Source organism: Pseudomonas sp. NPDC089752, assembly GCF_044748725.1.
Taxonomy (GTDB): domain Bacteria; phylum Pseudomonadota; class Gammaproteobacteria; order Pseudomonadales; family Pseudomonadaceae; genus Aquipseudomonas.
Window position 1 is genome coordinate 306817 of record NZ_JBIVGP010000002.1, and the last position, 13100, is coordinate 319916.

Annotated in this window: 7 protein-coding genes; 3 read left to right on the top strand and 4 right to left on the bottom strand. The window is 63.4% G+C overall.

Going from position 1 to position 13100, the window contains the following annotated elements; translation table 11 throughout:
- Positions 1-3: 3 nt before the first annotated feature.
- Positions 4-1131, bottom strand: coding sequence for a GNAT family N-acetyltransferase (locus ACIPZF_RS04260; protein ID WP_400795576.1), 1128 nt, complete (start codon positions 1129-1131; stop codon positions 4-6).
- 261 nt (positions 1132-1392) lie between these two features.
- On the opposite strand from ACIPZF_RS04260, the gene ACIPZF_RS04265 reads away from it, so the two are divergent.
- Positions 1393-2637, top strand: coding sequence for a putative porin (locus ACIPZF_RS04265; protein ID WP_400795578.1), 1245 nt, complete (start codon positions 1393-1395; stop codon positions 2635-2637).
- Between the two features lie 200 nt (positions 2638-2837).
- On the opposite strand, the gene ACIPZF_RS04270 is transcribed toward ACIPZF_RS04265, so the two are convergent.
- Together ACIPZF_RS04270 and hrpA are read right to left on the bottom strand one after the other, a co-directional pair.
- A complete protein-coding gene (locus tag ACIPZF_RS04270) occupies positions 2838-3959 on the bottom strand; it encodes a beta-ketoacyl-ACP synthase III (protein WP_400795580.1) in 1122 nt (373 codons plus the stop codon).
- A 206-nt stretch (positions 3960-4165) separates the two neighbouring features.
- Complete coding sequence (hrpA, locus tag ACIPZF_RS04275; protein WP_400795582.1) at positions 4166-8071, bottom strand: ATP-dependent RNA helicase HrpA; 3906 nt, start codon at positions 8069-8071, stop codon at positions 4166-4168.
- 475 nt (positions 8072-8546) lie between these two features.
- On the opposite strand from hrpA, the gene ACIPZF_RS04280 reads away from it, so the two are divergent.
- A complete protein-coding gene (locus ACIPZF_RS04280) occupies positions 8547-9911 on the top strand; it encodes a glutamine synthetase family protein (protein ID WP_400795584.1) in 1365 nt (454 codons plus the stop codon).
- Positions 9912-9940: 29 nt separating this feature from the next.
- On the top strand, positions 9941-11248 hold the full coding sequence (locus ACIPZF_RS04285; RefSeq protein ID WP_400795586.1) for an NAD(P)/FAD-dependent oxidoreductase: 1308 nt from the start codon (positions 9941-9943) through the stop codon (positions 11246-11248).
- A gap of 103 nt (positions 11249-11351) precedes the next feature.
- Here the strand turns inward: ACIPZF_RS04285 and fadD1 are convergent, their stop codons facing one another.
- Positions 11352-13049 carry a long-chain-fatty-acid--CoA ligase FadD1 gene (gene fadD1, locus ACIPZF_RS04290; protein ID WP_400795588.1) on the bottom strand — a complete coding sequence of 566 codons (1698 nt, stop codon included), beginning with the start codon at positions 13047-13049 and terminating at the stop codon, positions 11352-11354.
- Positions 13050-13100 lie beyond the last annotated feature (51 nt).

Below are 13100 nucleotides of genomic sequence, written 5' to 3' on the forward strand. Positions count from 1 at the left end.
CCGTCACTCACGACGGTAGGGCAGCATCTCCCGCGCCTGCTCGGCATAACCTTGCACCCCGGCCCGCTCCTGGCGTAGAAAATCCTCTACCGCCCGCCGCAGGCCGGGGTGCAACAGGTAATGCCATGACCGCGTCAGCACCGGTTCGAAACCACGAATCAGTTTGTGCTCACCTTGCGCACCGGCATCGAAACGCTGCAAGCCTTCGGCAATGGCAAAGTCCATGCCCTGGTAGAAGCAGGTCTCGAAGTGCAGCCGGTCGAATTCGTCCAGGCAACCCCAGTAACGGCCGAACAGGCTGTCGCCGCCCACCAGGCTCAGGGCCATGGCGACATCTCGCCCACCCTGACGGGCCATCACCACCCGCAGCGCTTCGGGCATGCGCTCAGCCAGCAGGCTGAAAAATTCGCGGGTGAGGTACGGCGAGCGCCTGCGCACGGCGTAGGTATTGGCGTAACACAGGTAGACGAAATCCCACTGCGTCTCATCCAGCTCATCGCCCCGGTACCAACGGAAGTCGATGCCCTGCCCCGCCACTTGCTCGCGCTCCTTGCGCATCTGCTTGCGCTTGCGCGAGCTCAGGCTGTCGAGAAAGTCCTGGAAGTCCCGATAGCCACGATTGTGCCAGTGGTACTGGCAACCCAGACGCTCCATCCAGCCCGGCAGCCCGGCCAGCTGGCTGTCCAGTTGCGGGTCGGTGAAGTTGATGTGCGCCCCGGAAAGCCCGGCTTTGCTCAGGTATTCGGGCAAGGCCTGGAGCACCAGTAGTCCATCGGCCGGGTCGGCCGTAAGCAGGCGTGGACCGCTGACCGGGCTGAACGGCACGGCGCCCAGCAGCTTGGGGTAATAGGCGATGCCGGCGCGCTCGCAGGCGTCGGCCCAGCCGTGGTCGAACACGTACTCGCCGTAGGAATGCCACTTGCGGTACGCCGGCAACAACGCCCGCACCTGCCCATCGCGCTCCAGCACCAGGTGCTCGGCCGCCCAGCCGGTGGCCGGGGCGACGCTGCCGCTGTCCTCCATGGCGCTGAGAAAGGCATGGCGCAGGAACGGCTGGCCGGCAGGCACCAGGGCGTCCCAGGTCGCCGCAGGCAGATCACGCAGGTGGGCAAGGCTGTAGAGGCTGGTCACGTTTTCGACTCGCTTTTCGAAGGCATCAGTATCAGGCAACAACCGTCGCCCACTCAAATGACGAATGCCTGCCTGATCCTTTTATTCTCAATTACTTAACCGCAGTGCCACTAATTAGACATTATTCTGTCATTCGCCCCCGCAATACTGGCGCCTGTTTTTCGGAACCCCAGAACCTGTCTATTCAGGCCCTTTCCGAAGACATGCCAACATGGGGGCGGGCGCTGAGCCTCCCCAATATTTTTCAGTAGGGAGAACCTTATGCGTCTTGTTTCTACACTTACCGGAGTGAGCCTTACCGGCATGATGCTGGCTCTGAGTACTCCGGCCAGTGCTGCTGTCGACGCCAAGCTGCTCGAAATGCTCCGCGCCAACGGCTCGATCAACCAGGCGCAGTACAACGAACTGCAAGGCGACCTGGCAAAAGAAACCAAGGAAAAGGCCGACCAGAAAGCTCAGTCCGAACGTATGAGCTCCTTCGAACAGAAAGTGGCATGGGCCGCCAAGACCCAGATCAAGGGTGATGTGCGCCTGCGTTACGAAGACGTCAACGTCGACGATCCAAACAGCAGCAGCGGCAACCAGGACCGTCAGCGCGTGCGTGCCCGCGTCGGCTTCTACAGCGAGATCAACCCGCAAGTCGACGCAGGCGTGCGTATCGCCACCGGCAGCAGCGCCGACCGCCGTTCGACCAACCAGAGCTTCGACAACTACTTCGACAAGAAGTCGCTGTGGGTCGACCTGGCCTACCTGGACTGGCACCCGACCGCCATCCCCAACCTGCACCTGATCGGCGGCAAGATGCAGCAGCCTTGGGTGAGCATGGGCGACATCATCTGGGACAGCGACATCAACCCGGAAGGCGTAGCCGCCACCTACAAGGCTGACCTTGGCGGTGCCGAGGTGTTCGCCAGCGCAGGCCAGTACACCCTCAAGGACAACGTGGACGGCGACGGCGTGCAGTACAAGCATGACGCCCAGGTCTACCACGCGCAGTTGGGCACCAAGTTCGCGCCGGTCGACGCGCTCAAGGTCACCGTGGGTGCGAGCATCTACGGCTACGACAACGACAAGGAAGCCGCCATTCTGCAGTCGTTCGGCAACACCACCAACGAGTTCAACCTGGTGGAAGGCTTCGGTCAGCTGGACTTCACCGGCTTTGCCATCCCACTGTCGGCCTACGGCCAATACGTGAAGAACACCGAGAGCACCGACGGCGAAGACCAGGCCTGGCTGGCCGGTCTGAAGACCAAGGTCGGCGCCTGGAGCCTGGACTACAACTACCGCGATGTGCAGCGTAACGCCGTGGTCAGCCTGTTCACCGACTCTGACTTCGGTAACGGCTTCACCGGTTCGCGTGGCCACAAGTTCAAGGTCGGTTACGAAATCGACAAGAACTTCTCGCTGGGTGCTGCCTACCTGATGGCCAAGACCGACCTGTCGCAATTGCCGAACAGCAATGCTGATGTAGACACGCTGCAGGTTGATCTGGAAGCCAAGTTCTAAGCTGTAGCTCCCTTGCGTTATTGAGGCGGGAAGCACCGACCCCATCCGGTGCTTTCCGTTTTTTTTTGCCTGCTGAAAATGCGCTGGCCTCTTCGCGGGGCAAGCCCGCTCCCACAGGTACACCAAAAGTTTCTAGAACTGTGGTGTACCTGTGGGAGCGGGCTTGCCCCGCGAAGAGGCCGGTACAGCCCCTACCAAATTCAGCGCTTACGCAGAATCACGCTACCAATCGAATACCCCGCGCCAAACGAACTCAGCACGCCCAGCGAACCTTTGGCCAGATCATCCTGGTACAGGTGGAACGCGATCACCGACCCTGCCGAACTGGTGTTGGCATAACGGTCGAGAATCACCGGTGCATCTTCCTCGGCCACTTCACGCCCCAGCAACTTCTTGACGATCAGTTGGTTCATGCTCAGGTTGGCCTGGTGCAGCCAGAAGCGCTTGACGTCGGACGGCTGCAGGTCGTTCTCGGCCAAGTGTTTGCCGATCAGCTCGGCGACCATCGGGCAGACTTCCTTGAACACCTTGCGCCCTTCCTGCACGAACAGTTTGTCGCGCGCCCCTTCACCCTCTTCAGCCGTGCGGTTGAGGAAGCCGAAGTTGTTGCGGATGTTGTTGGAGAACGCGGTCTGCAGCTTGGTGCCGAGGATGTCGAACTGGTGCGCCGAAGTAGCCAGGTCGGCACGCTCGACCAGCACGGCAGTGGCCGCGTCACCGAAGATGAAGTGGCTGTCGCGATCGCGGAAGTTCAGGTGCCCGGTGCAGATTTCCGGGCTGACCACCAGCAGTGCGCGGGCCTGGCCCAGTTGCACGCTGTTGGCGGCGGTCTGGATGCCGAAGGTGGCCGACGAGCAGGCCACGTTCATGTCGAAGGCAAAACCCTGGATGCCCAGCGCGTTCTGTACTTCGATGGCAATCGCCGGGTAGGGGCGCTGCAGGTTCGAGCAGGCGACGATCACCCCATCGACATCGGCTGGCGTGCGGCCCGCGCGTTCCAGCGCTTGGCGCGCCGCGGCAACGCCCATTTCGCAGAGGATCGATTGTTCGTCGTTGGAGCGCTCCGGCAAGCGCGGTTTCATGCGCTGCGGGTCGAGAATGCCGGCCTTGTCCATGACGAAGCGGCTCTTGATGCCCGAGGCCTTTTCGATGAACGCCACGGAGGACTCGGGCGCCGCCTCGACTTCACCGCGCTCGATGGCGTCGGCGTTGTCGAGGTTGAACTGCTTCGACCAGGTATTGAAGGATGCCACCAGTTCTTCGTTGGAAATGCTCTGGGCCGGGGTGTACAGGCCGGTGCCGCTGATTACGACGTTATGCACGGTCGTTCCTCTGGTCAAAGGCCATCGCCACGGGGCGCTGGCTGGAAACATGACAGGATAATTGCACTTTAGTGCCAGTTTACGGGCGAGGGCTGCGCCCTCGATCGCGGATGAATCCGCTCCTACAGGACAGTAGGAGCGGATTCATCCGCGATGGGCCGCGAGGCGGCCCCAAATTCCATCAATATTGCCACATCTTCTGGGGCTTAGGCTTCCACCTGCGACCACTGTTTGTTGAGACGTTTGTCAGAAATCGGCACTTTGGTGCCCAACTGCTGGGCAAACAACGACACTCGGTATTCTTCCAGCAACCAGCGGTACAGTGTCAGCTGCTCGTCACGCTTGCCCTCCTGGGCATGCTTGTCGGCTCGGGCCTTGTACTGCGCCCAGAGATTGCTCAGTTCACCGCTCCATACCCGGTCCTTCTGCACCTGGCTGCCGAGCTTCTCGAGGCGTAACTCGATGGCCTTGAGGTAGCGCGGCAATTCCTTGAACCAGGCCGCTGGCGTCTCGCGCACGAAGCCGGGATAAACCAGGTTGGCCAGCTGTTGCTTGATGTCGTTCAGTGCGACCGCCTGGCTCAGGTCGATCTTGCCCTTGAAGCGCTTCTGCAGGCCGTGCCAAAGCTTCAGCACTTCCAAGGTTTGGCGGGCTAAGCGCTCGGCATGCTCGGCCCAGCTGCCACGCTTGCGCTCGGCCAGCCCGGCCAAAGCGGCACCATCACGCGGCAGCGTGGCCTCGCCTTCAAGAATGCAACTGTCCAGGCTGGCCAGCAGGATGTCCTCGACCAGCGCCTCGACCCGGCCCAGTTCGCGGTACAGCAAGCCCAGTTCGGTCAGCCCCGGCAGCTTGCCACGGAGGAACTTGGCCGGTTCCGCCAACTGCTGCAGCAACAAGCGCTGCAAGGCGCGGCGATGCTGGAATTCGGCTTCAGCTTGAGTCGAAAAACGCCCTTCGCGCACGCTGCCGCTCTCTTCCACAAGCGCCGGGTACACCGTCATCGAAAGTCCAGCGATCTTCTGCTGAGCGGTCTGCTTCACTTCGCTGAAGGCCTTGGCCTGTACCGGCTGCTCGCTTTTGTCGCTGCGCGGCACCGCCAGCGCCGCCTGGCTGGCGGCGGCGAAACGTGCGGTCAACTCGGCCAGGTCACGGCCCTCGCCAAGGAACTTGCCCTGCCCATCGACCACTTCGATGTTCATGCGCAGATGGCCTTCGACCTGGCTGATCGACTCGGCCCAGGCTTCGTCGGACACCCGCGCCCCAGTCATGCGCAGCAGCTCCTGGCCCAAGGCCTGGGGCAATGCGCCTTGGCCGAAGGTCATGCGTGAAAGCGAAGCTTTGACGAAATCCGGCACCGGCACGAAGTTCTTGCGCAGCGCCTTGGGCAAGTTGCGCACCAGGGCTACGCACTTGGCTTCGATCAGGCCCGGCACCAGCCACTCCAGGCGCTCGCCCGGCAGGCTCGGCAACAGCGGCGCAGGCACCCGCACGGTGACGCCGTCACGCGGGTGGCCCGGCTCGAAGTGATAGCTCAGCGGCAGGCGCAGCTCGCCCACCTGCAGGCTGTCCGGGTATTGTGCGGCGGTGACTTCACTGGCCTCACGGGCCAGCACGTCTTCCTCGCGCATGATCAGCAGGCTGGCGTCCTTCTGGCTGCCCATGCGGTACCAGCTGTCGAAGGTTGCGGTCTGATGGATCTCCGCCGGCAGGCGGGCTTCATAGAAGGCGTACAGGGTTTCCTCATCGGCGAGGATGTCGCGCCGGCGGGCCTTGGCTTCCAGTTCGTCGAGCTCTTCGAGCAGACGCTTGTTGGCCGCCAGGCACTTGGCCCGCGACTGGATTTCGCCACCGACCAGCCCCTCGCGGATGAACAATTCACGCGAGGTGACCGGGTCTATCGGGCCGTAATGCACCGGGCGGCGGCCGACCAGGATCAGGCCGTACAGGGTGATCTGCTCGTAGGCAACCACCTGCCCGCGCTTCTTCTCCCAGTGCGGTTCAAAGTGGTTCTTCTTGATCAGGTGGGTCGCCAGCGGCTCGATCCAGTCAGGCTCGATCTTGGCGACCATGCGCGCATACAGCTTGGTGGTCTCGACCAGTTCGGCGGCCATCACCCACTGCGGGCGCTTGCGGCCAAGGCCCGAAGACGGATGGACCCAGAATCGCCGCTGGCGGGCACCTTGGTAATCGCCCTCCTCGGTCTTGTGGCCGATCTGGCTGAGCAGGCCGCTGAGGATGGCCTTGTGCATCTTCTGGTAGTCGGACGGTTCCTTGTTCACCGTCAGCTGCAGGTCACGGCAGATCAGCGCCAGCTGGCGATGGGCATCGCGCCATTCGCGCAGGCGCAAGTAATTCAGGAAGTTCTTGCGGCACCAGTTGCGCAGCGGGTTGGCGGTCAGCGCCTGGCGCTGCTCCTCGAAGCCGCGCCAGAGGTTGACCAGGGCAGCGAAGTCGGAATCGACGTCCTTCCACTGGGCATGCGCCTGGTCCGCAGCCTGCTGACGCTCCGGCGGGCGCTCGCGCGGGTCCTGCACCGACAGCGCACTGGTGACGATCAGCACCTCTTGCAAGCTGCCCTGACGGGCGCCTTCGAGCAGCATGCGGCCCAGCCGCGGGTCGATCGGCAAGCGCGCCAGTTGGCGGCCCAACGGCGTCAGCTGGTTCTCGCGGTTGACCGCCGACAGCTCCTGCAACAGGTTGAAGCCATCGCTGATGGCCTTGCCATCCGGCGGCTCGATGAACGGGAAGGCATCGATGGCACCCAGGCGCAGGTGCAGCATCTGCAGGATCACCGCCGCCAGGTTGGTGCGCAGAATCTCGGGGTCGGTGAATGCCGGCCGACCATTGAAATCCTCTTCGCTGTACAAGCGAATGCAGATGCCCGGTTCGACCCGCCCGCAACGGCCTTTACGCTGGTTGGCGCTGGCCTGGGAGACGGCTTCGATCGGCAGGCGCTGGACCTTGGCGCGGTAGCTGTAGCGGCTGATGCGCGCAGTGCCGGTATCGATCACATAACGGATGCCGGGCACAGTCAGCGAGGTTTCCGCGACGTTGGTCGCCAGCACCACGCGGCGCCCGCTGTGCGACTGGAAGATGCGCTGCTGCTCGGCCGGTGACAGCCGCGCGTACAACGGCAAGATCTCGGTATGGCGCAATTGCGCCTTGCGCAGGATCTCGGCGGCATCGCGAATCTCCCGCTCCCCAGGCAGGAACACCAGCACGTCGCCGGGGCCCTTGCCCTCGCTGCGCTCGTGGTGGGCGATCTCGTCGAGGGTGGCAAGAATGGCCTGGTCGACGGTGAGGTCTTCCTCGACCTGATTCCCCTCTTCGTCCTGCTCGCTGGTCAGCGGGCGGTACCAGGTGTCCACCGGGTAGGTGCGCCCGGACACCTCGATGATCGGCGCGCCATCGAAGTGCTGGGAGAAGCGCTCGAGGTCGATGGTCGCCGAGGTGATGATCAGCTTCAGGTCCGGGCGACGGTGCAGCAGGGTCTTGAGGTAGCCGAGCAGGAAATCGATGTTCAGGCTGCGCTCGTGGGCTTCGTCGACGATGATCGTGTCGTAGCGCTCGAGAAACCGGTCATGCTGGGTTTCGGCCAGCAGGATGCCGTCGGTCATCAGCTTGACCAAGGTATTGCTGTCGCTCTGGTCCTCGAAGCGCACCTGATATCCGACCAGAGCGCCCAGCGGCGTGCCCAGCTCTTCGGCGACCCGCGCCGCAACGCTGCGGGCGGCGATACGACGCGGTTGGGTGTGGGCGATCAGGCCGTGGCTGCCGCGCCCCAGTTCCAGGCAGATCTTCGGCAGCTGGGTGGTCTTGCCCGAGCCGGTTTCGCCGGCGATGACCAGGACCTGGTTTTCTGCCAGGGCCTTCTTGATCTCGTCGCGCTTGGCGGCAATCGGCAGGCTGTCGTCGTAGCGAACAAGCGGCACGCTCTGCTGGCGTGCGGTGACCTGGGCGCAGGACGCCTGGACCTTCTCCACCCACTGCGCCAGCTTGGCCTCGTCGGGGCGTTTGCGCAGCTCATGCAGTTGCCGCCGCAGGCGATGGCGGTCGGCGATCATGGCGTGGTCGAGGTTTTGCAGCAGTTTGTCGATGGCGTGGTCAGTCATGGGGCTTTTTAGTGATGCAGGTGAGCCTGCTTTTTCATGATCGGCATTCGAAGGATGCGCGATTGTCGCAGATTCGAGGGTTCTTTGCTGTCTGAACTGGCCTCTGTGGGAGCGGGCTTGCCCCGCGAAGAGGCCGAAGGAGACCCCGAGAATGTTTAGTCACACCCGATGTAAAGGTTGCCATTCACTGCTTTAATCAACCTTAATCGGCATGTGAGTATCAAAGGCATGACCCCCGCCCAGCCCATCGCCCCGCCGCTGCCCCGCCCTTCGCTAGCGAAGGCCAGGACCTGCGCTGGCGAAAATCCGCTGGTGCATGTGATCCTCGCCTTCTGGGCGTTGTGGCACTGCCGCCATGCGCGCCCACCGGATACGTCGCTCACGCATCTCTGACCAGACCCGGCCGCCTCCGGCCGATTGACTCAGCTGGACCGCCCTTGCGCGGTGGTCCTGTGCGCCCACGAGCGAATCCATCATGCACTTTGCACCTGTAGAGCACGCCAGCCGTTTTCTCGCTGAAAATCCCGATATCGAGCTGTTTGAACTGTTCATCCTCGACGCCAACGGCGTGCCGCGCGGCAAGCTGCTGCACCGCGACGAACTGCTGGCGGTGTACCAGAGCGGCCGCCCGCTGCCGAGCACCATTCTTGGCCTGACCCTCAATGGCGATGACGTGGAAAACTCCGGCCTGGTGTGGGACGTCGGCGACATCGACTGCCGTGCCTACCCCCTGGAAGGCAGCCTGGTGCGCCTGCCCTGGCGGCGAGTGCCGACCGCCGCCGTGCAGGTCAGCATGCACCCCAGCGAAGGCCTGCCGGCCAGCGTCGCCGACCCACGCCATGTCCTGCTGCGCACCATCGAGGCGCTCAAGGCCGACGGCTATCACCCGGTGATGGCCTGTGAGCTGGAGTTCTACCTGTTGGATCAGCAGCGAGACGCCCAGGGCCGACCGCAACCGGCACTGGACAACGACGGCGGCCGCCCGCGCAGCACTCAGGTGTACGGCCTGCGCGAACTGGAGCAGATCGAACCGTTCCTCGCCGACCTGTATGCCGCCTGCAAAGCGCAGGGTATCCCGGCGCGCACGGCGATCTCCGAGTACGCCCCCGGCCAGGTAGAGATCACCCTGGAACATGGCGATGCTCTGCAAGCCATGGACCAGGCCGTGCGCTACAAGCGCCTGGTCAAAGGCGTGGCGCATGCCCACGGCATGCAGGCGTGCTTCATGGCCAAGCCCTTCGCGCAACTGGCCGGCACCGGCATGCACATGCACCTGAGCCTGGCCGACAGCGCCGGTAACAACCTGTTCGCCAGTGAAGACAAGGCCGGCACCCCACTGCTGCGCCAGGCGGTGGCAGGCATGCTGCGCCACCTGCGCGACTCGCTGCTGCTGTTCTGCCCCAACGCCAACTCGTTCCGCCGCTTCCAGGCCAACAGCTATGCACCGCTGGCCCCGACCTGGGGCGTCGACAACCGCACTGTCAGCCTGCGCGTACCGGGTGGGCCGGCCAATAGCCGGCATGTCGAGCACCGTATCTGCGGCGCCGACGCCAACCCTTATCTGGCCGCAGCCGCCATTCTCGCCGCAAGCCACCGCGGTATCCGCGAGCAGCTCGACCCCGGTGCACCGGTCGAAGGCAATGGCTACGCCCAGGCCACCGAACACCTGCCGACCGACTGGCTGACCGCCCTCGACGCCCTGGAGCGTTCGCAGTGGGCGCGCGAAGCGCTCGGCGCTGACTTCCTCGGGGTGTACCTGAAGGTCAAGCGCGCCGAGTACCGCCAGTTCATGGCCGAAGTCAGCGAACAGGACTGGCGCTGGTACCTGCACCAGGCCTGAGCCTCACCCATTCAGAACAAGGAACACCCATGAACGCAGCAGTGAACAACGGCCCGGCCCAGCGTGCGCCGTCCTACTACAGCGCCACCCTCAACGACCCCACGCAGTACCCGCAGCTCAAGGGCACCGTGCAGGTCGACGTGGCGATCATCGGCGGCGGCTTCACCGGCGTGGCTACGGCCGTGGAGTTGGCCGAGCGTGGGCTCAAGGTGGCAATCGTCGAAACCAACCGCATCGGCTGGGGCGCCAGTGGCCGCAATGGCGGCCAGGTCACCGGCAGCCTGTCGGGCGACGAAGCCATGCGCACGCAGATGCGCGACCGCCTGGGCAGCGAGGTCGACGACTTCATCTGGCACCTGCGCTGGCGCGGGCACCAGATCATCGAGCAGCGGGTCGCGCGTTACGGCATCGACTGCGACCTCAAGCGCGGCCATTTGCATGCGGCGATGAAACCGTCGCACCTGGATGAGTTGCGCGGCTTCGAGGCTGAAGCGCAACGTCGCGGCATGGGCGAGCAGGTGCAAATGCTCGATCGCACTGCCGTTGCCGAGCACCTGCAGAGCCCGCTGTATCTCGGCGCGCTGAAGAACCTGCGCAACCTGCACCTGCACCCGCTGAACCTGTGCCTGGGCGAGGCGCGTGCCGCCCAAGCGCTAGGGGCTTTGATCTTCGAGAACTCAGAGGTACTGGATATCGTCCACGGCCCGCGCCCAGCCGTGGTGACGGCCCATGGCCGTGTCGAGGCACGCCAGGTCATGCTGGCCGGCGACGTCTACCACAAGCTGGAAAAGCGTCAGCTCAAGGGCAAGATCTTCCCCGCCATGGGCGGCATCGTTACCACCGCGCCGCTGGGGGAACTGGCTGATCAGATCAACCCTCAAGACCTGGCGGTTTACGACTGCCGCTTCGTCCTCGACTATTACCGCCTCACCGCCGACAAGCGTTTGCTGTTCGGTGGCGGCGCCAACTATTCAGGCAAGGATTCGCGAGATATCGCTGGCGAATTGCGCCCCTGCATCGAGCGCACCTTCCCGGCGCTCAAGGGCGTGCCGATCGAGTTCCAGTGGAGCTGTGCCATGGGCATCGTGGTCAACCGCATTCCGCAGCTGGGCAAACTGTCGGATAACGTCTGGTACTGCCAGGGCTATTCGGGGCATGGCATCGCCACCAGCCATATCATGGGCGAGATCATGGCCGAGGCGCTGACCGGGACGCTGGAGAAGTTCGATACCTTTGCGGGGTGCAAGCACATCAAGGTGCCGATGGGGGACTTGCTGGGGAATCCGCTGTTGGCGGCGGGGATGTGGTACTACCAGATGCTGGAAAAACTTCGCTGAATTCACTGGCCCTTTCGCGGGGCAAGCCCGCTCCCACAAGTGGTTCACCCCATACTTGTGGGAGCGGGCTTGCCCCGCGAAGAGGCCAGCAAAGCCAATAAGATCAAGCGATCTTCTTCAGCCCCTGCTTCTTCAGCTCTTCATCACGCAACTCACGACGCAGGATCTTGCCCACATTGGTCGTCGGCAACGCATCGCGGAACTCGATGTAGCGCGGCACCTTGTAGCCGGTGACGTTGGCACGCATGTGCTCCATCACCTGCTCCTTGGTCAGGGTCATGCCCGGCTTGACCACGATGAACACCTTGATCAGCTCACCCGACTTCTCGTCCGGCACGCCAATCGCCGCGCATTGCAGCACGCCTGGCAGAGCCGCCAGCACATCTTCCAGCTCGTTGGGGTACACGTTGAAGCCCGAGACCAGGATCATGTCCTTCTTGCGGTCGACGATGCGCATGTAGCCGTCCGGCTGAATCAGGGCGATGTCACCGGTCTTCAGCCAGCCTTCGCTGTCGAGGATCTCATGGGTGGCGTCTTCGCGCTGCCAGTAGCCCTTCATCACCTGCGGGCCCTTGACGCACAACTCGCCCACTTCGCCCAGCGGCAGCTCGTTGCCGCTGTCGTCGATGATTTTGCACAGGGTCGATGGCACCGGAATGCCGATGGTGCCGACCTGGTTGGCTTCGGCCGGGTTGACCGCCGCCACCGGGCTGGTCTCGGTCATGCCGTAGCCTTCGCAGATGGCGCAACCGGTCACGGTCTTCCAGCGCTCGGCCACGCTCAGTTGCAGGGCCATGCCACCGGACAGGGTTATTTTCAGCGCCGAGAAGTCCAGGGCACGGAACGCCTCGTTGTTGCACAGGGCAACGAACAGGGTGTTGAGGCCGACGAAGCCGCTGAACTTCCACTTGCCCAGTTCCTTGACCATCGCCGGCAAGTCGCGCGGGTTGCTGATCAGCACGTTGTGGTTGCCGATAAGCATCATCGCCATGCAATGGAAGGTAAAGGCATAGATGTGGTACAGCGGCAGCGGGGTGATGAGGATCTCGCAGCCTTCCTGCAGGTTGGCGCCCATCAGTGCGCGGCACTGCAGCATGTTGGCCACCAGGTTGCGGTGGGTCAGCATCGCGCCCTTGGCCACGCCGGTGGTGCCGCCGGTGTATTGCAGCACGGCCACATCATTGGCTTGCGGGTTGGCTTCGGTGACCGGCTGGCCCTTGCCCTGTGCCAGCGCATCGTTGAAGCGCACGGCGTTCGGCAGGCTGTAGGCCGGCACCATCTTCTTCACGTACTTGATCACACTGTTGATCAACAGGCGCTTGAGCGGTGGCAGCAGGTCGGCCACTTCGGTGACGATGACATGCTTGACCTGGGTCTTGGGCACCACCTTCTCGGCCAGGTGCGCCATGTTGGCCAGGCACACCAGGGCTTTGGCGCCGGAGTCGTTGAACTGGTGCTCCATCTCCCGTGCGGTGTACAGCGGGTTGGTGTTGACCACGATCAGGCCGGCGCGCATGGCGCCGAACACGGCTACCGGGTACTGCAGGACATTCGGCAGCTGGACGGCAATGCGATCACCCGGCTTGAGGTCGGTATGCTGCTGCAGCCAGGCCGCGAAGGCGCCCGACAGGGCATACAACTCGCCATAGGTGATGGTCTTACCCAGGTTGCTAAAGGCCGGTTTATCGGCAAAGCGTTGGCAGGATTGCTTGAGTACCGCCTGGATATTTGGGAATTCGTCAGGATTGATTTCCGCCGTAATCCCGGCTGGGTATTTATCCTTCCAAAAATGGTCGATCATGGAAGCCCACTCCTTCAGCAACAGCGAAGTTCGATTCACGCGTCTATGCGT